The organism is Intrasporangium sp. DVR (assembly GCF_040365325.1).
Lineage (GTDB): Bacteria > Actinomycetota > Actinomycetes > Actinomycetales > Dermatophilaceae > Intrasporangium.
Window position 1 is genome coordinate 334,916 of the sequence record NZ_BAABZW010000019.1, and the last position, 23,205, is coordinate 358,120.

The 23,205-nt window shown below is 72.6% G+C and carries 23 protein-coding genes; 5 read left to right on the forward strand and 18 right to left on the reverse strand.

Translation table 11 applies throughout. From position 1 onward, the window contains the following. Window positions 1-29: 29 nt before the first annotated feature. The 9 genes from ABWV20_RS15550 to ABWV20_RS15590 form a co-directional block, all read right to left on the reverse strand. Window positions 30-1,163 (reverse strand): aminotransferase class V-fold PLP-dependent enzyme, encoded by a 1,134-nt coding sequence (locus tag ABWV20_RS15550; RefSeq protein WP_353356634.1) that lies wholly within the window; start codon window positions 1,161-1,163, stop codon window positions 30-32. 53 nt (window positions 1,164-1,216) lie between these two features. Next, complete coding sequence (locus ABWV20_RS15555) at window positions 1,217-2,419, reverse strand: aminotransferase class I/II-fold pyridoxal phosphate-dependent enzyme (RefSeq protein WP_353356636.1); 1,203 nt, start codon at window positions 2,417-2,419, stop codon at window positions 1,217-1,219. Then, a complete protein-coding gene (locus ABWV20_RS15560) occupies window positions 2,416-3,471 on the reverse strand; it encodes an SDR family NAD(P)-dependent oxidoreductase (protein ID WP_353356638.1) in 1,056 nt (351 codons plus the stop codon). The genes ABWV20_RS15555 and ABWV20_RS15560 overlap by 4 nt, the downstream gene beginning before the upstream one ends. Window positions 3,472-3,525: 54 nt before the next feature. Beyond that, a complete protein-coding gene (locus ABWV20_RS15565; RefSeq protein WP_353356640.1) occupies window positions 3,526-4,593 on the reverse strand; it encodes a sugar phosphate nucleotidyltransferase in 1,068 nt (355 codons plus the stop codon). Further along, entirely contained in the window at window positions 4,590-5,807 is a 1,218-nt protein-coding gene (gene neuC / locus ABWV20_RS15570) for a UDP-N-acetylglucosamine 2-epimerase (RefSeq protein WP_353356642.1), read from the reverse strand. Before neuC ends, ABWV20_RS15565 begins: the two co-directional genes overlap by 4 nt. Next, on the reverse strand, window positions 5,807-6,844 hold the full coding sequence (locus ABWV20_RS15575) for an N-acetylneuraminate synthase family protein (RefSeq protein WP_353356644.1): 1,038 nt from the start codon (window positions 6,842-6,844) through the stop codon (window positions 5,807-5,809). The genes neuC and ABWV20_RS15575 overlap by 1 nt, the downstream gene beginning before the upstream one ends. Beyond that, on the reverse strand, window positions 6,841-7,659 hold the full coding sequence (locus ABWV20_RS15580; protein ID WP_353356646.1) for a PglD-related sugar-binding protein: 819 nt from the start codon (window positions 7,657-7,659) through the stop codon (window positions 6,841-6,843). Before ABWV20_RS15580 ends, ABWV20_RS15575 begins: the two co-directional genes overlap by 4 nt. Continuing rightward, window positions 7,652-9,067, reverse strand: coding sequence for a hypothetical protein (locus ABWV20_RS15585; protein ID WP_353356648.1), 1,416 nt, complete (start codon window positions 9,065-9,067; stop codon window positions 7,652-7,654). Before ABWV20_RS15585 ends, ABWV20_RS15580 begins: the two co-directional genes overlap by 8 nt. Before the next feature lie 109 nt (window positions 9,068-9,176). Next, entirely contained in the window at window positions 9,177-10,595 is a 1,419-nt protein-coding gene (locus ABWV20_RS15590) for a lipopolysaccharide biosynthesis protein (protein WP_353356650.1), read from the reverse strand. An 85-nt stretch (window positions 10,596-10,680) separates the two neighbouring features. Between ABWV20_RS15590 and ABWV20_RS15595 the strand changes: the two genes are divergently transcribed. The 4 genes from ABWV20_RS15595 (at window position 10,681) to ABWV20_RS15610 (ending at window position 14,289) form a co-directional block, all read left to right on the forward strand. Continuing rightward, entirely contained in the window at window positions 10,681-11,535 is an 855-nt protein-coding gene (locus ABWV20_RS15595) for an alpha/beta hydrolase (RefSeq protein WP_353356652.1), read from the forward strand. A gap of 179 nt (window positions 11,536-11,714) precedes the next feature. Further along, a complete protein-coding gene (locus tag ABWV20_RS15600) occupies window positions 11,715-12,710 on the forward strand; it encodes a Gfo/Idh/MocA family protein (RefSeq protein ID WP_353356654.1) in 996 nt (331 codons plus the stop codon). After that, a complete protein-coding gene (locus ABWV20_RS15605) occupies window positions 12,707-13,471 on the forward strand; it encodes an acylneuraminate cytidylyltransferase family protein (protein WP_353356656.1) in 765 nt (254 codons plus the stop codon). Before ABWV20_RS15600 ends, ABWV20_RS15605 begins: the two co-directional genes overlap by 4 nt. Further along, window positions 13,468-14,289: an SDR family oxidoreductase gene (locus ABWV20_RS15610; protein ID WP_353356658.1), complete on the forward strand. Its 822-nt coding sequence runs from the start codon at window positions 13,468-13,470 to the stop codon at window positions 14,287-14,289. Before ABWV20_RS15605 ends, ABWV20_RS15610 begins: the two co-directional genes overlap by 4 nt. Window positions 14,290-14,294: 5 nt before the next feature. Here the strand turns inward: ABWV20_RS15610 and ABWV20_RS15615 are convergent, their stop codons facing one another. After that, a complete protein-coding gene (locus ABWV20_RS15615; protein ID WP_353356660.1) occupies window positions 14,295-15,314 on the reverse strand; it encodes an LLM class F420-dependent oxidoreductase in 1,020 nt (339 codons plus the stop codon). Between the two features lie 72 nt (window positions 15,315-15,386). On the opposite strand from ABWV20_RS15615, the gene ABWV20_RS15620 reads away from it, so the two are divergent. Then, a complete protein-coding gene (locus ABWV20_RS15620; protein ID WP_353356662.1) occupies window positions 15,387-15,845 on the forward strand; it encodes a CoA-binding protein in 459 nt (152 codons plus the stop codon). Between the two features lie 121 nt (window positions 15,846-15,966). On the opposite strand, the gene purE is transcribed toward ABWV20_RS15620, so the two are convergent. The 8 genes from purE to ABWV20_RS15660 form a co-directional block, all read right to left on the reverse strand. Further along, the gene (purE, locus tag ABWV20_RS15625; RefSeq protein WP_353356760.1) at window positions 15,967-16,458 is read right to left on the reverse strand and encodes a 5-(carboxyamino)imidazole ribonucleotide mutase; all 492 of its coding nucleotides are present in this window, start codon (window positions 16,456-16,458) and stop codon (window positions 15,967-15,969) included. A 46-nt stretch (window positions 16,459-16,504) separates the two neighbouring features. Beyond that, the gene (locus tag ABWV20_RS15630; protein ID WP_353356664.1) at window positions 16,505-17,698 is read right to left on the reverse strand and encodes a 5-(carboxyamino)imidazole ribonucleotide synthase; all 1,194 of its coding nucleotides are present in this window, start codon (window positions 17,696-17,698) and stop codon (window positions 16,505-16,507) included. A gap of 11 nt (window positions 17,699-17,709) precedes the next feature. Continuing rightward, window positions 17,710-18,348, reverse strand: coding sequence for a GtrA family protein (locus ABWV20_RS15635; protein ID WP_353356666.1), 639 nt, complete (start codon window positions 18,346-18,348; stop codon window positions 17,710-17,712). 49 nt (window positions 18,349-18,397) lie between these two features. Then, the gene (locus ABWV20_RS15640) at window positions 18,398-19,426 is read right to left on the reverse strand and encodes a sensor histidine kinase (RefSeq protein WP_353356668.1); all 1,029 of its coding nucleotides are present in this window, start codon (window positions 19,424-19,426) and stop codon (window positions 18,398-18,400) included. 2 nt (window positions 19,427-19,428) lie between these two features. Next, window positions 19,429-20,106: a response regulator transcription factor gene (locus ABWV20_RS15645; RefSeq protein WP_353356670.1), complete on the reverse strand. Its 678-nt coding sequence runs from the start codon at window positions 20,104-20,106 to the stop codon at window positions 19,429-19,431. 192 nt (window positions 20,107-20,298) lie between these two features. Continuing rightward, entirely contained in the window at window positions 20,299-21,108 is an 810-nt protein-coding gene (locus ABWV20_RS15650) for an enoyl-CoA hydratase/isomerase family protein (protein ID WP_353356672.1), read from the reverse strand. Window positions 21,109-21,204: 96 nt separating this feature from the next. After that, on the reverse strand, window positions 21,205-22,323 hold the full coding sequence (locus ABWV20_RS15655) for an adenylate/guanylate cyclase domain-containing protein (RefSeq protein ID WP_353356674.1): 1,119 nt from the start codon (window positions 22,321-22,323) through the stop codon (window positions 21,205-21,207). Next, the gene (locus ABWV20_RS15660) at window positions 22,320-23,204 is read right to left on the reverse strand and encodes a biotin--[acetyl-CoA-carboxylase] ligase (RefSeq protein WP_353356676.1); all 885 of its coding nucleotides are present in this window, start codon (window positions 23,202-23,204) and stop codon (window positions 22,320-22,322) included. The genes ABWV20_RS15655 and ABWV20_RS15660 overlap by 4 nt, the downstream gene beginning before the upstream one ends. Window position 23,205 lies beyond the last annotated feature (1 nt).

A 23,205-nucleotide genomic window follows, 5' to 3' on the forward strand; every position in this document is an offset into this window, starting at 1 on the left:
CGCCCGAGGTCATCGGTCCCGGCTGGGGATCAGCTGATTCCCAGCCGATCGAGCCCGTCGGCCAGACGGGCGACCGTGCCGTCGACGTCGGCGAGCTTGTCGAGGCCGAAGAGACCGAGGCGGAAGGTCGAGTAGTCGGCGGGCTCGTCGCACTTGAGCGGGACTCCTGCAGCGGCCTGAATGCCGACCTCGCGGAACCGCGCGCCCGACTGCAGAGCCGGATCGTCGGTGTGCACGACCACGACCCCCGGCGCCTCGAAGCCCGCAGCCGCGACGGAGGGAAAGCCGCGCTCGGCCAGCAGCCGGCGAACCCGCGTACCGAGGTCGACCTGGGCCGACTTCAGGGCGTCGAGCCCGCGGTCGAGGGTCTCGCGCATGATGGCCGCGTTGTGCGCCAGGGCATCGGTCGGCATGGTCGCGTGGTAGCTGGCCCGCCCCTCGACGTACGCGTCGGTCACGGTCAACCAGGTGCGCAGGTCCGCGGCGAAGCTGGTCGACGTCGAGCTCTCGACCGCCGCCCGGCCGCGCTCGCCCAGCATGACGAACCCCGCGCAGGGGAAACCGCTCCAGCCCTTCTGGGGTGCGCTGAGCACGACGTCGACGCCGGAGGCCTCCATGTCGACCCACATCGCGCCCGACGCGATGCAGTCGAGGACGAAGAGCCCACCCACCTCGTGCGCAGCGTCGGCGAGGGCCCCGACATAGGAGTCGGGCAGGAGGATCCCCGAGGCCGTCTCCACGTGGGCGGCGAGGACGACCTCCGGACGCTCCCGGCGAATCGTCTCGACCACCTCGTCGACGGGTGCGGGTGACCAGGCGGCGTCACGAGCCGCACTGTCGGGTCGCGCCGTGCACACCGTGACCGCGCTGGGGATGGAGCCGGCCTCGAAGATCTGCGACCACCGGTACGAGAAGAACCCGTTTCGCACCACGAGCGCGCGACGGCCGGTGACGAGCTGGCGAGCCACCGCCTCCATGGCATAGCTGCCGCCCCCCGGGACGACCGCGACCCCGTCTGCGTGGTAGGTCGTCCGCAGCACGTCGACGATCTGCTGCATGACGCCGATGAACCGTTGCGACATGTGGTTGAGCGAGCGGTCGCTGAAGACCACCGAGTACTCGAGGAGGCCGTCCGGGTCAACGTCTGCGCGAGGGAGTTCCATGGACCAAACCTACGGTGACGGGGCCCCGAGCGATGCGGGCGTCCGGGCTCCGATCAGCTGAAGAAGGCGCGCACCGCGTCGATGACCCGCTGCTGGTCTCGTTCGGCCAGGTCCGTGGAGCAGGGCAGCGACAGGCCACGCGCGAAGAAGCCCTCCCCGACCGCGCCGCCGAGGACGGGGGCGTCGGCGAACGGCGGCTGGGCGTGCAGGGGCCGCCACAGGGCGCGCGCTCCGACGCCGCGGCGCTCGAGGTGGGCGAGCAGCTCGTCCCGTCCCCGACCGTCGCGCTCGGACACCATGACGGAGTAGAGCCAGTAGGTCGCGTCGAAACCGGGCACGCGTGGCGGCAGGTCCAGGGGCAGGTCCGACAGCGCCTCGTCATAGCGGTGCGCGATCCGCTGCTTCGCCGAGATGAACTCGTCCAGCCGCTCCAGCTGCGCGAGACCGAGTCCCGCAGCGATGTTGGTCAGCCGGTAGTTGTAGCCGACCTCGTCGTGGAGGTACCCCACGTCGGGCACCTTGGCCTGGGTCGTCAGGTGGCGGGCGCGCTCGGCCAACGCATCGTCGTCGGTGACGATCATGCCGCCACCGCCGGTGGTCGCGATCTTGTTGCCGTTGAACGAGAAGCAGCCCAGACGACCGACCGTGCCGGTGTGCCTCCCTCCGTAGCGGCCGGCCGACCAGCCGGCGCCCAGTGACTCTGCGGCGTCCTCGAGGACCGCGACCCCGTGACGGTCGCAGGCGTCGACGATGGGCTCCATGTCGGCCGGCTGGCCGAGGACGTGGACGACCTCGACGGCCTTGGGCAGCGCCTCGCCGGCCGCGGCCCGACGGTCCAGCTCGGCCGCGACGAGCTGTGGGTCGAGGTTCCACGTGCGGGTTTCCGAGTCGACGAAGACCGGGCGGGCGCCCAGGTAGGCGATGGGGTTGACCGAGCCGACGAAGGTGAAGTCGGAGCAGAGCACCTCGTCGCCCTGCTCGACGCCAAGGAGGATCAGACCGATGTGGATGGCGGCGGTGCCGCTGGAGCAGGCGATGGCGTGCTTCGCCCCGACGCGGTGGGCGAAGCGGTCCTCGAACTCCGCCACGAAGGGACCGACGGACGACACGTAGCCCGACTCGACGGCCTCGACGACGTAGTGGCGCTCCAGTGCCCCGATGTTGGGCACGGCGAGTGGGATCGTCCCGGCGGCCCCTCGGGCTCCGGGGGCGTGCGTCTCCGGGTGCGCTCCCCCGTCCGCCAGTCGCTCGCTCATCGGTGGTACCGCGCAGCCTTCTCCGGGTCGACGCGAGGTCGCAACCACTCAGCCGTCCGGGCCAGCCCCTCCTCGAGCGACACCGTCGGTGCCCAGCCGAGGACCTCGTTGGCCCGGGTGGGGTCCGACAGCAGGACCTGGACCTCGGACGCCTCCGGTCGGATCCGGGCCTGGTCGGTGACGATCTCTGCGGTGCTGCCGGTGACGGTGCGGCAGATCTCGACGATCTCGCCGATCGACACCGTCCGTCCGGTCCCCAGCTGGATCGTGGTCCCCGGGGCCACGTCGGACAGGGCCGCTCGGACGAAGCCGTCGGCCGTGTCGGTGACGAAGGTGAAGTCCCGCTTGGGGGTGGTGTCTCCCAGGCGCACCTGCTCGGCGCCGGCGAGCAGCTGGGACAGGACGGTCGGGATGACCGCCCGGGCCGACTGCCGCGGGCCGAACGTGTTGAACGGCCGCAGCGTCATGACCGGCGTCTCGAAGGACAGCGCGTAGGACTCGCACATCTTGTCGGCGGAGATCTTCGTCGCGGAGTAGGGAGACTGACCCCGCAGGGGGTGGTTCTCGGTGATCGGCACCTCCTCCGGTGTGCCGTACACCTCGGACGTCGAGGTGTTGACGAGGCGCGGGGTGCCGTGGCGCCGCACCGCCTCGAGGACGTTGAGCGTGCCGATGACGTTGGTCTCGACGTAGGACCGGGGCGCGACGTACGAGAACGGGATCGCGATGAGCGCCGCGAGGTGGAGCACGACGTCGACGCCCTCGACGGAGGCCGCGACGTGCTCGGGGTCGCGGATGTCACCGAGGACGACCTCCGCCTGTCCGTCCCGAAGGCCCTGCGCGAACGCCTCACTCTCGTCGAGCCAGCCGAGCGAGCCGTTGGAGTTGTAGAGGCAGAACGCCCGGACCCTCGCCCCGTCGGCGAGCAGCCGCTCGACGGTGTGGCTGCCGATGAAGCCGTCGGAGCCGGTCACGAGGACGGTCCTGCCGGCGACCGACCCGTCGATGGGTCGCGGGTGCAGGGCGGGGCCGATGTCGGGAGTGCTGGTCACAGTTGCCTTTTCGTTGGGTTCATCCATGTCGTATGCCGCTGGGCCGGGTGCCCTTCAGGCGTGCCCCTTGGCTCGGGCGAGGTCGGTCGGGGTGCCCACGTCGATCCAGTCGCTCCCGATCGGCCAGGCCGTGACGACCTCGCCGTTGGACAGGCAGGTCTCGACGAGGTCCGGCATCCCGCTGGGCCGTCCCTCCGGAAGCCAGGCGAGGGCATGCGGTTCGACGGCGTAGACGGCGGCGTTGATGTCGAGCGAGATGGTCGGCTTCTCCGAGATCCGGACGACGCGTCCGGCCTCGCTCTCGACGACGCCGAACGGGACCTCGTGCTGGTAGGTGCGGGTGGCCATCGTCACGGTGGCCCCGGTCCGGCGATGGGTCCGCAGCAGGTCGCCGGCGTCGAACTGGACCATGAGGTCGCCGTTCATGACGAGCACGGGGTTGCCCAGGTCCGGCCGCTGCGCGCGCAGCAGGGTGAGGGAACCGGCCGTGCCGAGCGGCCGCTCGGGCTCCTCGCGGAGGTAGCGCACCGAGCAGCCGAGCCGCGACCCGTCCCCGAGGTGGTCCTCGATCTGGTCGGCCAGGTAGTTGACGCTGACGTGGATGTCGCGGATCCCGTCGCCGACGAGGCCGAGGATGAGCCACTCGATGATCGACCTGCCGGCGACCGTCATGAGCGGCTTGGGGGTGTCCTTCGTGAGGTCGCCGAGCCTCGAGCCGCGACCTCCGGCCATGATGACGGCGACGTTGGGCAATGGACGGGCGCCCACGACGTCGGACAGCGTGTGCAGGCCAATGAGGGTGCCGTCCTCGGAGACCTCGGGGACCACGGACACGTGCAGCGCCGTGAGGAGGTCGACGACGAGCGCCCGCGGCGAGCCGGCGGCGACGGTGTGCGGCGAGGTGGTTGCGTGGTCGATCGCGCGGTCCTCGAGGCTGCGGCCGCGCAGGATCGCGCGGCGCAGGTCGCCATCGGTCAGCAGTCCCGCGAGCCGACCGGCCGCGTCGACGAGGAGGCAGACGCGAGTGCCGCTGCGGTCGATGACGAGCAGGGCGTCTCGCAGGGTCGCGGACGTGGGCGCGATGGACCTCAGCAGCTCAGCGGACAGCTCTGGCGCGGTCACGGTGCCACCTCCTCACCCTGTGCCCGGTCCCCGGGGTTGTCGTCGGTCCTCCCACTGGCCGCTGTGTCGACGAACGGCTTGACCCGTCCGGCGCCACCGGCCCTCCGCACGATAGCGAGGATGCGGTGACTCGCGTCACCACTCCCGTAGGGGTTGACGACGGCCCGGGCCCGGGTGCGGGACTCCGGCGAGAGGGCCAGCCGGACGGCCCGTTCGACGGCCTCGCGTCCCTCGGTCGCATGGGTGACGTTGTCGCCGCGGAGCCGGCCACGCTGGCGCTCGCCCACGTCGACGGCGGGCAGGTGGAGCGTGGCGGCCTCGATGACGCCGGAGGAGGAGTTGCCGACGACGACATCCACTGCGGCGAGCACCCGCGGGTACCGCACCCCGATGGCATCGAGGAACCGGAACCGGGGCTCGCGCGCTGCCAGCGCCGTGAGGGCGGTGATGATCTCGTCCCGCCCCTCGTCCATCCCGGGGTGGGTCCCGATGACCGTGCCGCAGACGGCAAGGGTCGCCTCCGCCGCGGCCAGAGCCCACTGCCCCACCGGAGCCCCGGCCTGCGCCGTCGGTGGATGGTAGGTGAACAGGGCCACGGGTCGCTCGACCCGGTCGACGCCGAGGAGCCCGGCGAGGGCCGCGTCGTCGAGCGGCGCGGCCTCGGCCAGCCGGTCGAGGCCGGGGGCGCCGGTCACGTGGATCCGGGCCTCGGGCTCGCCCATCTGCGCGAGGCGCTGGGCGGCGTCGGGAGAGGCGACGCAGTGCTCGTCGCCCAGCTTGGTGACGGCGTGCCGGATCCGCTCGTCCACGGCTCCCTCGGTGACCTCGCCGCCGTGGAGGTGGACGATCGGCACGCCGAGGAGGAAGGCGGGGGGCACGACGTAGAGCAGCTCCCACCGGTCGCCGAGGACGACGAGCGAGTCCGCCCGGATCTGCGCGAGCACCTCACCGGCTGCGGCGGAGAGTCGGGCACCCTGCTCGAGCTGGGCCTCGACCGTCATCTCCCCCATCGGCTCGGCGAGCGCGTGGACGACGGCGGCTGACCTCGCGGCCCGGGGCAGGGCACGCACCAGCTCGTCGGCTGCGTACATGACTCCGGTGAGCAGGTGCAGGTCGATGTCGGTCGCCTCGGCCAGGACGCTGATGACCGGGGTGAGCGGCCCGAGGTCGGCCCGCGTCCCGACGAAGACGGCCACGGTGCGCGCGTCGCCCATCAGTCGCCCAGGTCCGCGTCGGTGATCGGCGCCCCGCCGGCGACGGCTCGCGCGATGACGCGGCCGCGGAGGTCGAGCGCCGGGCTGAGGCCGTCCTCGGGTCGCAGCAGCGACAGGTGGTGTCCTTCGAGCACGGTCCCTGCGGGCAGGTCGACGGCGGCGTGCCACGAGCGGCGCACCAGGACGGCGTTCTCCTGCTCCGAGGGCATCCGCCGCTTGACACCGTCGCCGAGGGCGCGGGCGAGCTGCTTGGTCGCCGCGACGTAGTCGGTCAGCTCCTGCGGCTCCAGACTGGCGAGGTGGTCGGGGCCGGGCAGGGTGCGATCGGCCGTGAAGTGCTTCTCGAGGATGGGGGCGCCGAGGGCCACCGCCCCGAGGGCGGTCGTCAGCCCGGGGGTGTGGTCCGACCAGCCGACGGGGACGCCGTGGGCGGAGGCCAGCACCGGGATGGCGCGCAGGTTGCACTCCTCGATCGGCGCAGGATAGGCCGACACGCAGTGGAAGAGGATGAGGCCGGGCGCCGCCCGGCAGGCGTCCACCGCGAGGGCGACCTCGTCGGCCGAGCCCATCCCGGTCGAGACGAGGAGGGTCACACCGAGGCCGGAGAGGGCTCGGAGGTAGGGCAGGTTGGTCAGCTCTCCGGAGCTCACCTTGAGCGCAGGCAGACCGAGCGCGACGAGCAACTCCGCGCTGTCGAGGTCGAAGGGCGTCGAGAGGAAGGTGATCCCGGCGTCGGTCGCGTGAGCGCGCAGCTCGGCCCAGGCCGTCTCGGGCAGGGTCAGCGCCTCGAGGAGCGACCGCTGGTCCGCGCTCCCGCCCCGGTCGCGCTGGTAGGGCGTCGTCGCGGCCGTCGACGAGACGAGCTTGTCCGGGGAGAACGTCTGGAACTTGACCGCGTCGGCGCCGGAGGCGGCTGCGATGTCGACGAGGCGGTGGGCGAGCTCGACGTCCCCGTTGTGGTTGACGCCCGCCTCGGCGATGACATAGACGTCGCCCTCGCTCGGGATGGCGGTTCCTGCGATGGTCACGGTGCTCATGGGTGCGTGCCCTCCACCGGGAGTCGGTGAGCCGGTCTGGCGGGGACGCCCAGGACGGTGCCTCCCGCAGGGACCACGCGGGTCACGACGGCCCCGGCTCCGACGGTCACGTCGGCCCCGACCTCGACCCCGGGGAGGACCCGTGCGCCGGACCCGACGAAGCTGCGGTCCCCGACCCGCGCCGCGCCGAGGAGCACTGCTCCCGGCGCCACGTGGCAGCCGTCACCGACGACGCAGTCGTGCTCGACGATCGCGCCGGTGTTGACGATGACCCCGGCCCCCAGCCGGGAGCCGGGACCCACGTGGGCGTGCTCGAGGACCACAGCGCCCGGTCCGAGCTCGACGTCGCGGGCCACGGTCGCGCTCGCCGCGACGACAGCCGGTGCCACCACCTCAGTCGAAAGAGCACTTCGCGACACTGCCCGCTCCTCAGTCGGAAGAGCGCTCTGCGGCACCGGGGTCCCTGTCGCGAACTGCTCTCTCGATCGGAGGGGGGTGGTGCGGGCGAACTCTGCTGCCGTGCGCAGCCGCCCCAGCACCGCCATCCGCGGGTCAGGTGCACCGATCGCGACGACCGCCCGCAGCCGTTCGGCGACGACGCGCTCGATGGCCTCGGCCTCGTCGCCGAGCACGTCCACGTGCCAGTGCCGGACACCGGCGTCACCCACGACGGCCACCACCGACTCGCCGAGCCGCTCCAGCACGTCGACGACCGAGGCGGCGTGCCCGCCGGCGCCGAAGACGACCCAGCCCGCCCCGCGCGGGGGCGAGGGTGGGCGGGAGGCGAGCCCAGCGGCATACGGCATCTCAGTCATGGTGACCACCCAGCGTGCCGGCGGCCTCGGCGAAGGCTTCCCCGATGCGGCGGATGTTGGCCGGCTCGAGGACGGCGGGGACGCGCGGCGGGTCGAGGACGAGCCCCTCCCAGGAGTTGCGCACGTAGGAGTGGACGAACCACTCGTCGATCTCGGCCTCCGTGGCGCGCAGCGACTCCCAACCCCGTGACGCGACGAAGTCGGGGAGGTCGTCCGGGGTGCGGAGCCGGCGCACGTTGGCCAGGTCGCTCCACGGCATCGCGGCACCGGTCACGACGGGCAGGCCGAGCAGGCCCGCCTCGAGGCCGACGGTGCCGGTCGCCGTGACGGTGAAGAGGGCCTGCTTCATCAGCTCACGCGAGTCGGCGAACGGGTCGATCGTCGCGATGTTGGGGTGGACGTCGAACTGTGGCCAGTAGTCGGGGTCCCGCCGCCACATGAAGTGGGCGTGCTCCTTGACCGCCACCCCGACGCCCAACGGAGCCAACGCATCGGCGAGCACCCTTGCCGTGTATGCCTGGTCGCGCCACTCCTGCCCCATGACGTCAACGCTCGACTCGGGCTGAACCTGAAGCGGCAGGAAGACGAACCGCTCCGGGACGGGGTCCCACCGGCGGGTCCGGTACTCGCGGAGGTTGAGCCGCGCCTTGACCGGGTTGAGCCAGGGCAGCCGGGTGTAGTCGCTCGGCTTCGGCAGCTGGAGGTTGGCCCCGCGGTCGACGGCGAACTCGCGCACGCGGTCGGTCGCGAGCCGCCAGATCTCCTGGCCGGACTCGACCTTGAGGTTGCGGGCGTACCCCATCGGTCGCCCGTGCTCGGTGCGCCAGGTCTCGATGAACCGCTTGCCGGCGTCGAGGGCGCCGGGGTCCTCGACGGGACGCTCGAAGAGCGTGATCCCCTGGGGAGCCCCGATGAGACCGAAGCGGTCGGAGGGCAGGCGGATCCCACGTGGCCAGGTTGCCAGCCCACCGTGGTGGGTGACGAGCCCGGCCGTGAGCAGCTCGGAGGTCACGGTGAACTCGGTGAGCGCCAGGATGGGACCGCGGCCGACGATCGCCTCCTCGAGGTGCTCCGCGGCGAGGTTGAGGAAGTTCATCGCCGTGTCGACCCGGTTGCGGCGCAGCGCGCGCTCCGACACGAGCAGGTCGAGCACGTCGAGCCCCACGCCGGCGCAGGCGCGCTTGAGGGCGGCATGCGGCGCCAGCCCGCTCACGACGTTGGCCTTCCGGGCCGCCGCATAGGGCAGCCGCACCGTCGTCGCGTGCGGCGCGTGCCGACGGACCCAGGCGAGGTTGGCGTCGGTGCGGACGACGAGGATGAGGTCCCGGGTGTCGAACCCCGCGTGGACGAGGGCGGGCACGAGCAGGTCGTCGTAGCCGAGTCCCATGTGGACCAGCGGTGTCACCACGAAGGCGTCTCTCCTCGGGTCGGGATCGAAGGTCAGGCCGTATGCCGCTGGGCTCGCTTCCGGGGATGAGCGCGGGTGAGCGGGGGCGGCGTTTCAGGCCGTCGTCATCCTAGCCGCGTAGGCCGCGCAGGACGCGTGGTGCGAGCGCGAGGCCAGCCGCGACGACGAGGGCGACGAGGACGAGCCGGACCACGGCACCGGCTCCCGACGACGGGAGCGTCGCCCCGGCGATGCTCAGCGCGGCCGCCGCCGCTGCGCCGCCCCAGAGCCACCGGTCGAAGCGCAGCGTCGTCAGCCTCCTCGCTGCCTCCACGGTCAGCGCCATGAGGACGAGGTAGGCAACCGCCTTGGCGCCGGCCACCCCAGCCAAGCCCGTGCTGCCCGCGAACGAGGCCGCCAGCACGACGAGGACGACGACGGCGCCGGCTGCAGCGACGGCCAGCCTCGAGGTGCGCTCGCGGTCGAGGACGGCGAGGGACGCCCCCTGGTAGACCATGTAGACGATCGACACGAGGGTGATCAGCCCGAGCGAGGTCCACATCGGGCGCTGCGGGAAGTCGGGCGCCATGAGCCGGACGAGCCACGGGCCCAGGAGCGCCACCCCGGCTGCCCCGCCGCCGACGACGAGGACGAGCGGCGAGGCCGTGCGGGCAGTCCAGTCCCAGCGCCGCTCCACTGGGTGGGAGAGGACGAGGGGGCTCCACGCGTTGAAGAGCGCGACGGCCAGCACGAAGGGCATGTTCGCCAGCTGCAGCGCCACCTGGTACGCACCCGCCGCGGCCTGACCCAGGAACACGTTGACGAGGAGGACATCGCCCATGAGCAGGGCCAGCATGGCCACGGCATGGGGCAGCAGCGGCGCCGCGAGCCGGATCCCGGCCCGGGTCCTCTCCCGCGCGGCGCCCGGCAGGAGGGGCCGGCCCACCGCGACGGCAGCGAGCGCCGCGAGCACGAGCGCGGCCGTGTACGCGGTGAGGTAGGTGCGGCCGCTGCGGTCGGACTGCGCCGCGACGAGACCCGCGAGGTGGGCCACCACGGTCGCAGCCACGGCCAGGCCGAGGAACTCGAAGGGGCGAAGCCGCGCTCGCGACAGGGCCTGTCCGGCGACCACCACGGTCAGGGCGGCGGATGCCGCCACGACGAGCGTCCACTCCCCGAGGTCAGCCCGACCCGCTGCGGCGAGGACGGCGCCCGTCGCCACCCCGACGACGGCCAGACCGACGGCGAGGAGGGTCATCGTGCCCGCGAGGGCCCGCGCCGCGGTCGGGCCGTCGAGCCCGCGGTGGTACTCCCGGAGGATCACCTGGGGCAGTCCCGCCGCAGCGATCGTCCCGACCATCTGGACGACGACGAGCGCGGTCGCGACCTTGCCGTACTCCGCGTCGCCGAGCAGCCGGGTCGCGAACGGCAGAATCAGCAGGATGCCGAGCCCCTGCAGGGCCGTCCCGACGAGGTAGACGACCGAGTGCCCGGCCAGGGAGCCTGCCGCTCCCGCCGGTGGCGCCGTGGCCTCGGGGTCGGTCGTCACCCGACCGAAGGTACCGCCCGCTCGTGCTCACGGTGGTGCCGGCTCTCGGTGTTGCCCCGGCGACATGGAGGGGAAACGATGGGGCATGGTCACTCGGGGCCGGTCTGGTGGCCGCCGGAGGCTGACCCGGCTCGGGGTCGTGGCCCTCGCACTCGGATTGGCGGTGGTGGTGGCAGTCGGCGTGATGGCCGGGTTGCACCGGCGGCTCATCTACTTCCCGGACTCCTCCGCGGCTCCCCCCGCCGGCACGGTGATCGCCGGGGCGCGGGACGTCGTGCTGCGCACCTTCGACGGTCTGGAGCTCGGGGCGTGGTTCGTGCCGGCCCGCTCCCCCACCGGGGAGGAGCTCGCCGTTCTCGTCGCGCCCGGCAACGGCGGCCACCGGGAGGGCCGCGCGGGTCTCGCGAGAGAGCTGAGCCGGCGCGGCCTGGCAGTGCTCCTGATGGACTACCGGGGCTACGGCGGCAACCCGGGGACGCCCAGCGAGGAGGGCCTGCTGATCGACGCCGCAGCCGCGGTGGCCGCGCTCGCGGACCTCGGCTACCCACCCGGTCGGACCATCTACTTCGGCGAGTCCCTCGGCACCGGCGTCGTCGCGGCGCTGCAGTCAGCGACGCGTCCTGCCGGCATCGTGCTCCGGTCCCCGTTCCCGAGCCTCGTCGAGGTGGGCGCGCACCACTACCCGTGGCTCCCGGTGCGCCGCGTGCTGCGGGACCGGTTCGAGGTCGAGTCGTACCTCGCCGAGAGCACGGTCCCGGCAACGGTGATCGACGGGGACCGGGACTCGATCGTGCCGCCCGGCCTGAGCGCTGGGGTGGCCGACGCGGCACCGGGACTCGTCGAGCGGCTCGTGCTCGCCGGGGCCGACCACAACGACGAGGTGATGTTCGGGCCGGAGGTGGCCGACGCGGTCCTCCGGCTCGCCGAGCACGTCTCCTGACCCCCCCGTCCGACTCGAGTGGCCCCGCAGTCCACACCCACCCGCTCGAGTGGCCCCGCGATCCACAGGCTGGAGTGCGCCCCGACTCACCGGCTCAGGAGCCACGGGGCAGGCAGGGGACGACGGACGACACAGGATGGCGCCAGCGGATATCCGCACGCCCGTGAGAAGGTGCTGTCGTGTCCGACCTCGGCCCGGTGACCCCCTCCCACGACGGACGACGTGTCGTCATCCGCGGGGCCGGGTCCATCGGCCAGCGGCACGCCCGGGTCCTGGGCATGCTCGGCGCGGACGTCTCGGTCTGGCCAGTCCGACCCCGGGGCGCGCGCACCGGCGACCAGCAGATCCTCGACGACCTGACGGGGCCCGCTGCCCTCTCGTCGGCAGATCTCGTGGTCGTCGCGACCGACACCAGCCGTCACGTGACCGACGCCGTCGCCGCGCTCGAGGCCGGGGCGGGCCGCGTCCTCCTCGAGAAGCCGGTCGCCCCGACCCGTGGCGACGCGGCGGCTCTCGCCGACCATCCCCGCGCAGCGGACGTCTGGGTGGCCGCACCACTGCGGGCCCACGAGGCGTTCCGGCACCTGTCGACCCGCCTCCACCTCGTCGGAGCGCCGGTGTCCGCCCATGTCAGGTGCCATTCCTGGCTTCCGGACTGGCGCCCCGACCGGGACTACCGCGACTCCTACTCCGCGCGCCCGGACGAGGGTGGCGTGCTGCGAGACCTGGTCCACGAGCTGGACTACGCCGCCGTCCTCTTCGGCCGCCCCACGCTGCTCGGCGCCCGCCTCGAGCACACCGGCCCGCTCGACATCCACGCCGAGCAGGCGGCGACGCTGCTGTGGCACACCGAGCTGGCAACCGTCACCTGCCGGCTCGACTACGTCACCCGGCCCACCTCACGCGGCGTCGAGATCCACGGCCCCGACGGGGCCCTGCTCTGGGACGTGCCCACCGCGACGGTCACCCACGTCGACAGCGTCAGCCGAGCGACGAGCACCGCGTTCCCGGCCGACCTCGACCGCGACACGGTCATGGTCACCCAGGCCCGCGCAGCGCTCGAGCTCGCGCCCGACACCGACCCGGCCCAGCGGCATACGGCCGGAGCCCCCGCCACCCTTGCCGAAGGCCTGGCGACGCTCGACCTGTGCGACCAGGCAAGGTCACGGTCATGACGTCTCGACGCATCCTGGCGGTCATCCCGGCGCGGGGCGGCTCGAAGGGGCTGCCGGGCAAGAACATCCGCTCCCTGGCCGGCCTGCCCCTGATCGCGCACAGCATCCGTGCGGCCGCGCTGACGCCGGAGGTCACCCGGTGCATCGTCTCGACCGACTCGGCCGAGATCGCCGCCGTCGCCCGCCGGTTCGGCGCGGACGTTCCCTTCCTGCGCCCGGCGGAGCTGGCCACGGACGACACGCCCATGGCGCCCGTCGTCCGCCACGCGCTGGAGTGGTGCGAGCGGGAGGACGGCAGGCCGTATGCCGCTGTGCTCCTTCTCGACCCGACCTCGCCCGCGCGCGTCCCCCAGCAGCTCGCCGCGGCCGCGGACCGCCTGTTCGCCAGCGAGGACCTCGACGGTGTCATCAGCGTCTCGGAGCCGACCTTCAACCCGACCTGGGTCGGGGTGCGGCACGGCAAGGCACCGGACGGCGCGCTGGAGCGGTACTTCGAAGCGGGGACCGGGGTCACGCGCCGCCAGGACGCCGAGCGGTTCCTGCGCATCAACGGCAACTTCTACCTCTGGCGCGCAGAGTTCGTCCGGGCGCTCGACTCGTCCTGGTTCGACGAGGGGCGCCATGCCGGCGCCGAGATCCCCGAGTCGCAGGCGTTCTCGATCGACGACGAGTACGAGTTCCGCCTCATCGAGGCCCTCGTCGCAGCGGGTCTCATCACGCTGCCCTGGCTCGACCGGACCACGGAGGAGACCGCTCGATGACGGCACCCCGACACGACCACACGGGCCCGTCGGCCCTCCCGCTTCTCGCTGATCTCAGCGGCCGGACCGCTGTCGTCACCGGCGGAGCCGGGCCGCTCGGCTCGGTCCTGTCCGCCGCCCTCGCCGACGCCGGCGCCCGCGTCGTCGTCGTCGACCTCGACGAGGACGGCTGCACCGCCACTGCTCGCTCGCTCCAGGGCAGCGGGCACGTTGCCGTCTCGGCGAACCTTCTCGAGCCCCCCGGGATCGCGACGGTGGTCGGCACCGTCCAGGAGATCGGCGCGTGTGACGTGCTCGTCAACAACGCCGCCTTCACCGGCACCTCCGGCGTGCCCGGCTACGCCGTCCCGTTCGACGAGCAGACCGACGAGGCGTTCGCGATGGCCCTCGCGCTCAACCTCACGGCGCCCTTCTCCCTGACCCGGCAGCTCGCACCGCTGCTGCGCGCCGAGGGCCACGGCAGCGTCATCAACGTCTCGAGCATCTACGGTCTCGTGGGCCCCAACATGGGGCTCTACGAGGGCACGCGCATGGGCAACCCAGCCGCGTACGCCGCGTCGAAAGGTGGTCTCGCGCAGCTGACCCGCTACCTCGCGACGGTCCTGGCACCGGACATCCGCGTCAACGCCTTCGCCCCGGGGGGCATCGCGCGCGGCCAGGACGAGTCCTTCGTCGCGCGCTATGAGCACCTGACCCCGCTGGGACGGATGGCGACCGAGGACGACTTCCGGGGGGTGGTGGCCTGGCTCGCCTCCGACGCCGCCGCCTACGTGACCGGGCAGGTCATCGCCGTGGACGGCGGCTGGACGGCGTGGTGACGCGGTCAGGCGCGCAGCTCGGGGGCGACTGCTCTCTCGAACAGCTCGATGCCTGAGCGGTCGTACGCCGCCTCCTGGAAGTAGAGGATTCCGTAGGCCATTCCCCGACGCTCCATGTCGCGCAGCACCTCGATCACACGCTCCGGGGTGCCCACGGCGGGCTGGGTGCGCAGGTCGGCGATGTGTCGCTCGGCCCGCTGCTCCGAGACGCCGCCCTTGCGAAGCAGGTCGGCGTGGAAGCGGAGCCGGTCCTCGACCTCCGCCTCGGTCTCGCCGATGACGACGTTGAAGTCACCCGTCCGCACGATCGACTCGAAGTCGCGGCCGACGTCCGTGCAGTGCTGGGCGAGGATGTCGCTCTTGCGGGAGAAGGTCTCGGCGTCGTCGAAGAAGTTCGTGTAGTCGGCGTAGCGCGCCGCGATGCGAAGCGTCACCTTCTCCCCGCCGCCGGCGACCCAGATCGGAATGCCGTTGCTCTCGGATCCCGGGAGCGACGTGCCCTGGAGCGGCCGGGGGGCACAGAGCGCCCCGTCGACCTGGTAGTACTTCCCGTCGAGCGTGGCCGACCCCGTCGTCCACATGTCGCGGAAGATCCGCACCCCTTCGCGCAGCCGACCGAGCCGCTCGCCGGCGGACGGGAAGCCGTAGCCGTAGGCACGCCACTCGTGCTCGTACCAGCCGCCGCCGATGCCCATCTCGAGGCGCCCGCCTGAGATGACGTCCACCGTGGCGGCGACCTTGGCCAGGTAGGCCGGGTTGCGGTAGCTCATGCAGGTGCACATCTGCCCCAGCCGGACCCTGCTCGTCGAGGCCGCGAAGGCGCTCATCAGGGTCCACGCCTCGTGAGTCGCCTCCTCGGACGGGATCGGCACGGTGTGGAAGTGGTCGTACACCCAGATCGACTCGAAGACGTCGCCGTCGTCAGCGTGCTTGGCCACGCCGGCCATCGCCTCCCACTGCCGCTCCGGCTCGATCCCAACGAGGTCCATCCGCCAGCCCTGTGGCACGAAGAGTCCGAATCTCATGCTCGTCATCCTGTCACGCATCGACACCGCTCTCTCGGGCGTGTGGCCACCCGTCCGTGTGAGGATGGAGGTATGCACCACAACGACCCAGCCGTCATCAGGGACCTGCTCCACACACCGGCGACCTGGGCCGTGGTGGGCCTCGGGGACAATCCGAGCCGCACCGCCCACAGCGTGTCCCTGTGGCTCACCCGCGAGCTCGGCATGAACCTCGTCCCGATCCACCCGAGTGCGGCGGCGGTCCACGGCTTCCAGGGCTACGCCCGACTCGCCGACATCCCGGACGGCACGACCGTGCACGTCGTCGACTTCTACGTCAACAGCTCGCGGGTCGGCGACTGCGTCGACCAGGCGATCGCCGAGAAGGATCGGCTCGGCATCGGAGCCCTGTGGCTGCAGCTCGGCGTCGTGGACGAGGACGCCGCGACGCGCGCCACGGATGCGGGCCTCGCGGTGGTCATGGACACCTGCCCCAAGATCGAGTGGCCCCGCATCGAGCCCGGTGACGCTGCCGGGGCCATCTCCGGCTGACCGACGAAGGCACTCCCCCACGATCGAACGAGCAGTTCACGACGATCGAAAGAGCAGTTCGCGACAGTGGGCGCGGGGGCACCCCCAGGCGGCGCGTGTCGCGAACTGCTCTTTCGATCGCTCAGAGGCCCTTGGCGACCTCGTCGCGCAGCGCCGCGCCCTTCGCGTGGGCCTGGTCCCGGAGCGCGATCTGGAAGTCGTTCATCCGGGCGCGGACGGCGCGTCCGAGATCGTCGTCAGCGGTCCCGACGATCCGGGCCGCCAGCAGCCCCGCGTTGCGCGCGCCGCCGATGGAGACCGTTGCGACCGGGACGCCGGCGGGCATCTGGACGATCGAGAGGAGGGAGTCCATGCCGTCGAGGTAGGTGAGGGGCACGGGCACGCCGATGACCGGCAGAGGCGTGACCGAGGCCAGCATTCCCGGCAGGTGGGCCGCTCCCCCGGCCCCGGCGATGACGACGCGGAGGCCACGTCCGGCGGCCGCCTTGCCGTAGGCGATCATCTCCTCGGCCATCCGGTGGGCGGAGACCACGTCGGCCTCGTAGGGGATGCCGAAGTCGGCCATCACCGACGCGGCCTCACGCATGACGGGCCAGTCGCTGTCGCTGCCCATCACGATGCCGACGATGGGCTGCTTGCTCTGCTCGGTCACTCGTGCCTCATTCCGTGATCACGCCCTGGAGGTAGTCGGCCGCGTGTCGCGCTCGCTCGCGCGCCTGGGCGAGGTCGGGCGCGCTGACGTTGACGTGGCCGAGCTTGCGGCCGGGCCGGACGCCCTTGCCGTACATGTGGACCTTGGCCCCCGGGTCGCGGGCCATGATGTGCCGGTAGGCCGGGTAGAGCTCGGGGTAGTCGCCGCCGAGGACGTTGGCCATCGCCGTCCAGGTGGCGCGGGGACGTGGGTCGCCGAGCGGCAGGTCGAGCACGGCTCGGAGGTGCTGCTCGAACTGCCCCGTGACCGCACCGTCCATCGACCAGTGCCCGCTGTTGTGCGGCCGCATGGCGAGCTCGTTGACGACGTAGCCGGGGCGCCCGTCGGGACCGGGCACCTCGAACATCTCCACGGCGAGGACGCCGGTGACGCCGAGCTCGCCGGCGACGCGGAGGGCCGCCTCGGTGGCGACCGAGGCGAGGTCCGGATCGAGGTCGGGAGCGGGCGCGAGGACCTCCGTGCAGATGCCGGCTGTCTGGACGGTCTCGACGACCGGCCAGGCTGCCGCCTGCCCTGACGGGCTGCGGGCGACGAGGGCCGCGAGCTCCCGCGTGAAGGCAACCCGCTCCTCGAGGAGGAGCCCGTCGGACATCGGCCCGGGCTCACCGACGTGGGCGAGCCAGTCGACGACGTCGGCGGTGGAGGAGGCGAGGAGGACCCCCTTGCCGTCGTATCCACCGCGGGGTGTCTTGACGATGATGGGCCACCCGACCTCGGCGCCGAAACGATCGACGTCCACGGCCTCCTGCGCCACGGCCCAGCGGGGGCAGGCGATGCCGAGCTCGGTCAGCCGGCGACGCATCGCGAGCTTGTCCTGGGCGTAGCGCAGCGCCGACCGGCTCGGGTGCATGACGATGCCTTCGTCCTCGAGGGCCTGCAGGACGTCCTGCGGGACGTGCTCGTGGTCGAACGTGACGACGTCGCAGGACCTCGCGAAGTCGAGGACGTGGTCGAGCCGCGTGTGCTTCCCGACGGGCGAGGACGGGATGACGAGGGCTGCTGCGGCGACCTCGTCCTCGGCGAGGACGGACAGCTGGATGCCGAGCTCGATGGCAGGGCCTTGCATCATCCGGGCGAGCTGGCCGCCGCCGACGACGCCGACGACGGGAAAGCCTCCTGGGGCACGCTTCGGCTCGGTCACGGCGCCCAAGCCTAGTGGGCAGCGCGTTCGGTCGTTTCCTCGTCCAGATCGTCGATGCTGCCCGGACCGCCGAGCGCGCCGTGGAGGACCGCCTCGGTGTGGACGGGGTCGGCCAGCTCGGTGTGCCGCGTGCGCACCGCCGCGAAGGTCCACAGCTTGTTCAGCACGAACGAGAGGGGCGTGACGACGGCGATGACGACGAGCTGGGCCCAGTAGAGGCGCGTCCGCAGTCCGGTCGAGTCGTCGAGGAGGTCGCTCGGCAGGGCGAGCGGGGACTCGCGGTGCATGAGGAGCGTGAGGAGCAGCAGCCCGAGGACCTGCCCGAGCAGGCCCACCGCCAGGAAGGGCCAGTACTCGCGCCACCAGGCGGCGTGACGTCCGCTCCGGAAGGTCCAGGTCCGGTTGAGCTGGAAGTTCCACAGGTTGGCGACGAGGAACGCAACCGTGGAGAACACGTGGTACCAGCGCAGGTTGTAGTCGGAGACGGGCAGTCCGATGACGGCGAGGTCCGGGTCCGGCCCGAGCCGCTTGACGAGGATCAGGGTGGCGAGGTTGACGCCCACCCCGGACGCCCCGACGAGCCCGAAGCGGAGCAGCAGCAGCCAGTTGTGCCGGTGCCGCTCCAACACGTACTCCCGCAGCCCTCTCACCAGCGCAGACTAACCCGGCCTCGCCGTGCGGGTCCCTCGACCGGTCCGCTCAGTCGGACTCGGCCTCGGAGAGGAACAGCGCGAACCTCGCGGGTTGGGCCTGCACGAGGTCGAGGCGCCCTCCGTTCGCCTCGGCGAGGTCGCGGGCCAGGGCGAGCCCGAGCCCGGTGCTGCCGCCCGTCCCGCTGCTCACGGAGCGCTCGAAGATGTGCGGCGCGATCGTGGGCGCGACCCCGTCCCCCTGGTCGCTGACCTCGACGATGACCGAGGGCCCGGACCGGCGGGCGTGGACGTCGACCGTGCCACGGCCGTGGACGAGGGAGTTCTCGAGCAGCGTCGACAGGACCTGCGAGAGGGCCACCGGGGTCGACCGGACGAAGAGGCCGCGCTCGCCCCTGACCCGCACCGAGCGCCGCGCCTGCTCGAAGGCCGGCTGCCACTCACGCTGGAGTGCTGCGATGACTGAGTCGAGCGAGACGGCCGGGGCGGGTCCGCCGGTGCCCCGCGAGCGCCCGAGCAGGTCGTCGACGACCCGGGTCAGGCGTTCGACCTGGGCGATGGCGATGTTCGCCTCTTCCTTGACGGCGTCGACGTCGTCGGTCTCGGCGATCTCCTCGAGGCGCATGAGGAGGGCGGTGAGCGGTGTGCGGAGCTGGTGGGAGGCGTCGGAGGCGAAGTCGCGCTCGGCCGCGAGCGAGCGGGTCATGTCGTGGGCGCGCCGGGTGATGACGTCCGACACGTGGTCGAGCTCGGCCGTCCCGGACCGGAGCGGCTTGAGCCTGGCCTCACCGTTGGCGAAGCGGTCGGCGAGCTCGACCAGGGCGGTTGCGGCGCGCTCCAGCTGCCGGCGCAGGGGCCGGCTCACGAGGTGGCCGACGAGGAAACCGATGAGGGCGACGGCCGTCGTCGCCAGCGCGAAGCGCATCACCCCGACGGACGGTTCCTCGGCGAGCAACTGCTGGACGACGTCAGGGCGGCGGGTGACGACATAGGCGACGACCGCGGTGGAGCCGAGGACGGCGACGCCGGCCGTGGTTGCCGCGGTGACGAGCGTGACCCGCTCGAGCGTCCGCCGCATGGTCACTCCGGCTGGGGGCGTTCGAAGCGGAAGCCGACGCCACGCACGGTGGCGATGTACTGCGGTGAGGTCGCGTCGTCGCCGAGCTTGCGTCGCAGCACGGAGATGTGCATGTCGAGGGTCTTGGTCGACCCGAACCAGGCGGTGTCCCAGACCTCCCGCATCAGCTGCTCCCGGGGGACCACCTTGCCCTGCTCGCGGACCAGCACCCGGAGCAGGTCGAACTCCTTGGCCGTCAGCTGCAGCTCCTCCCCCTTGAACCAGGCGCGTCGTCCGTCCGAGTCGATCCGGACGAGGTCTCCGGTGGGGGCGGAATCGGCCGGAGTGCGGCGGAGCAGGGCGCGGACCCGGGCGAGCAGCTCGGCGAGCCGGAAGGGCTTGGTCACGTAGTCGTCGGCGCCGGCGTCGAGACCGACGACCGTGTCCACCTCGTCGGCACGGGCGGTGAGGATGAGCACGGGGATGCTGCGTCCTTCGGCCCGCAACCGGCGGCACACCTCGAGCCCGTCCACCTTGGGCAGCCCGAGGTCGAGGAGGACGAGGTCGGGGTTGTCCTTGGCGCCCTCGAGGGCCTCGGCACCGTCCTCACGGACATCCACGTCGTAGCCCTCGCGACGCAGGGCCCGGGCGAGTGGCTCGGAGATCGCCGGGTCGTCCTCGGCCAGGAGCACTCGCGTCATGTCACCGTCCTCGAATCGCCGTGTTGAGCCGCGTCCCGCTGCCATGCGCGGCCGGTGGTCACCGACCCGAAGGGCAGCCTATCGACATCGCTCGGCGGCGCCACTGGGCGATCGTGCCGCCGTCCCCGCGAGAAGTCGCACGGGGAGCTCCATGCCGTATGCCGCTGGGCTCGCTCCTCGCCGAGGGTGCCCTCAGCGGCCGGGCCAGTTGGGTGTGCGCTTCTCGGCGAAGGCGGCGACGCCCTCGCGGCGGTCGCCGGAGAAGGCTGTGGCGCGCCAGCAGGCGTCCTCGATCTCGAGCCCGGATGCGAGGTCGACGTCGGAGCCGAGTCGCATGGCCCGCTTGGCGTTGCGCAGTCCCACGGGCGAGTTGGCGGCGACGGCCCGGGCCAGGTCGAGGGCGCGGTCACGGGCCGTCCCTGCCGGCACGACCTCGTCGACGGCTCCCATCGCGAGCGCCTCCGCGGCCGGCAGCTTGGCGGCGGAGAAGATCGCCTTGGCGGCTCGGGACCAGCCGACGCGGCGGACGAGCAGCTGCGTGCCGCCTCCGCCGGGGATGACCCCGACACCGACCTCGGGCAGCCCGACGAGTGCGCCGTCCCCGGCGATGATGACGTCACAGGAGAGGGCCAGCTCGAATCCTCCTCCGAGGGCGAAGCCGTCGACCGCGGCGATGGCCGGGACCGGAAGGCCGAGGACGCCGCCGTAGGCCGCGCGGGCCAGTGGTCGCTGCTGCATGAGGTCGGCGTCGGTGAACGAGCTGCGTTCCTTGAGGTCGGCGCCGACACAGAAGGCCTTGTCGTGGCTCGAGGTGAGCACGACGCACCGAACCGTGTCGTCGGCGGCGATCGCGGTGGTGGCGTCGCGGATCGCCTCGGCCATCGCGGTCGAGACGGCGTTGAGGGCCGCGGGACGGTCCAGGACGAGCTCGACGACGTGGGCAAGGGCTGGCTCGTCGAACCGCTCGACGCGCACGAGGCTCGGGCTCGAGGGCTGGGTCACGGCGGGACTCCTCTGGGTTCGGGTGGGTTCGGGTGGGTTGGGTTCGGGTGGGTTCGGGTGGGTTCGGGTGGAACAGCAGGAGGCGGCTGAAGGGGGTCAGGTCACCCGTCGACCCTCGGCCGGGGCGCGACGCAGCATCGACGGGGAGACCGGCCCGACCCCGCGGAGGATCCGGCGGCGCTGGCCGGTCAGCTGGAACCCGGAGAGCGTGGCGAGCTCGCGGGCCATCGGCGCATCGACGAGCACGGTGCCGGCCTGGGCGACGGCGGTCAGGCGCGAAGCCCGGTTGACGGTTGTGCCGAAGACGTCGCCGAGGCTCGAGACGATCGGGCCACGAGCCATTCCGCACCGCACCTCGGGCAGCACGTCGTCGTGCGAGATGGTCTCGACCAGGTCGAGGGCGATCGCGGCGGCGGGCGCGGCCTGCACGGTCGTGAAGAGCACCTCGTCGCCGACGGTCTTGATGAGCCGCCCGCCGTGCGCGGTGATGACGTCGGCGGACAGGCGCTCGAAACGGTGGACGAGCCGGGCGAGGTCGCGCTCGGACATCTTGCGCACGAGCGAGGTGAAGTTGACGAGGTCGGCGAAACCGACGGAGCGCATCTTCACCAGGCCGTAGCTCTCCGGATCGGCGTCGGCGACCATGCGCGAGATCGCCGCGCTGAGGTGCCGCCGCCAGGCGTAGACCACGAGAGGCTCGAACTGGTCGGCCAGGTCGGCCATCCGCTGGGCGGTCACGGCCGCGGTGCGGAAGGAGGGCACGACCCTCGTCTCGGCGCCGGCCCCGGGCTCGACCTCTGCGGCGAGGTGCTCGGACAGCTCCGTCTCCACCGCCTCGGCGACGAGCTGGGCCTGCCACACCGCCAGTCGATCCGCGGAGCGCGCGACGGCGCGTGTCATCGCGAGCGCGAGCGGCTCGTCGACCTGGCCCTCCCGGACGATGCCGGCGACGGTTCGCAACGCGTCGACGTCGGCATCGGTGAACAGCTCGTCGTCGGTGTAGACGACCGGGAAGCCGAGGGCTCTCCAGAACTTCTGGGCAGACAGGAGGGAGACGCCGGCCTCGCGCGTCACGTCGCGGCGCCGCAGCTCCAGCGGACGGCCGAGCAGCCGCTCGGTCACGTCCTTGGCGTCGACGTCCGTCTCCGGGCCGACCTCCAGCTCCTCGGCTCCCTCGGGACCGACGGGCCCCTCGGAGCCGCCTGCCTCGGTCATGGCCCGATCATGCCAGCCACACCGCCACGGGGGCGCACGTGGACCACGTCGCCTGCGGAGAAGGGCTGCTCCCCGCCGGCGACGTCGACGACGAGCGCTCCCGAGTCGTCCACCCGCACCGCTCGGCCCTCGGCGATGCCACCGCTCGGCAGGTGCACCCGCACGTGCTCGCCGATGGTCGAGCACGCCGACCGGTATTCCGCGCGCCCCTGCGGACCGCTGTCGAGCACCTCGGCCAGCTCGGTCAGGTAGGCGATGACGAGGTCCTCGCGACGAACGTCGGCGCCGGCGAGACGCAGCGAGGTGGCGGTCTCGACCGGCAGCTCGTCGCGGGTCTGGTCGACGTTGACCCCGGTCCCGACGACGACCGCCCGGACCCCGGGGCCTTCGGTGAACTCGCACAGGATGCCCGCGACCTTGCGGTCGCCGTCGGCCGGGAGGAGCACGTCGTTCGGCCACTTGAGCCGCGCCTCCAGCCGCAGCCCCCCGGCTGCCGTCACGGACCCGATCGCTCGGGCGAGGGCCACGCCCGCGAGCAGGGGCACCCACGCCGGCTCCCGGGGCGCGGGGACGATCGCGGAGACGGCGACCGAGGCCCGCGCCGGGACGTCCCAGGAGCGTCCCAGCCGGCCCCGCCCGCCCGTCTGGTCGTCGGTGAGGACGACGCGCCAGAGGGGACCGTCGTCGGGAGCGAGCCCAGCGGCATACGGCCGAGGGGAGTCGGCGGAGACGGCTCCCCCGCCCGCGCCCCACGACCGGATGACCTGGGTCGCCCGGCTGTTCGTCGACCCCATCGACGGATGGAACTCCACTGCCCGCCATGGCTGGCCGGACGTGACCAATGCCGCACGGATGAGGTCGGGGTCGAGCGGTTCGCGCACG

What these genes read in the sequence shown, in the direction of transcription:
- ABWV20_RS15550 (WP_353356634.1), bottom strand. Translation starts at nt 1,163, where the DNA reads ATGGAACTCCCTCGCGCAGACGTTGACCCGGACGGCCTCCTCGAGTAC.
- ABWV20_RS15555 (WP_353356636.1), bottom strand. Translation starts at nt 2,419, where the DNA reads ATGAGCGAGCGACTGGCGGACGGGGGAGCGCACCCGGAGACGCACGCC.
- neuC (WP_353356642.1), bottom strand. Translation starts at nt 5,807, where the DNA reads ATGGGCGACGCGCGCACCGTGGCCGTCTTCGTCGGGACGCGGGCCGAC.
- ABWV20_RS15575 (WP_353356644.1), bottom strand. Translation starts at nt 6,844, where the DNA reads ATGAGCACCGTGACCATCGCAGGAACCGCCATCCCGAGCGAGGGCGAC.
- ABWV20_RS15580 (WP_353356646.1), bottom strand. Translation starts at nt 7,659, where the DNA reads ATGACTGAGATGCCGTATGCCGCTGGGCTCGCCTCCCGCCCACCCTCG.
- ABWV20_RS15595 (WP_353356652.1), top strand. Translation starts at nt 10,681, where the DNA reads ATGGTCACTCGGGGCCGGTCTGGTGGCCGCCGGAGGCTGACCCGGCTC.
- ABWV20_RS15605 (WP_353356656.1), top strand. Translation starts at nt 12,707, where the DNA reads ATGACGTCTCGACGCATCCTGGCGGTCATCCCGGCGCGGGGCGGCTCG.
- ABWV20_RS15610 (WP_353356658.1), top strand. Translation starts at nt 13,468, where the DNA reads ATGACGGCACCCCGACACGACCACACGGGCCCGTCGGCCCTCCCGCTT.
- ABWV20_RS15615 (WP_353356660.1), bottom strand. Translation starts at nt 15,314, where the DNA reads ATGAGATTCGGACTCTTCGTGCCACAGGGCTGGCGGATGGACCTCGTT.
- ABWV20_RS15620 (WP_353356662.1), top strand. Translation starts at nt 15,387, where the DNA reads ATGCACCACAACGACCCAGCCGTCATCAGGGACCTGCTCCACACACCG.
- purE (WP_353356760.1), bottom strand. Translation starts at nt 16,458, where the DNA reads ATGGGCAGCGACAGCGACTGGCCCGTCATGCGTGAGGCCGCGTCGGTG.
- ABWV20_RS15640 (WP_353356668.1), bottom strand. Translation starts at nt 19,426, where the DNA reads ATGCGGCGGACGCTCGAGCGGGTCACGCTCGTCACCGCGGCAACCACG.
- ABWV20_RS15645 (WP_353356670.1), bottom strand. Translation starts at nt 20,106, where the DNA reads ATGACGCGAGTGCTCCTGGCCGAGGACGACCCGGCGATCTCCGAGCCA.
- ABWV20_RS15655 (WP_353356674.1), bottom strand. Translation starts at nt 22,323, where the DNA reads ATGACCGAGGCAGGCGGCTCCGAGGGGCCCGTCGGTCCCGAGGGAGCC.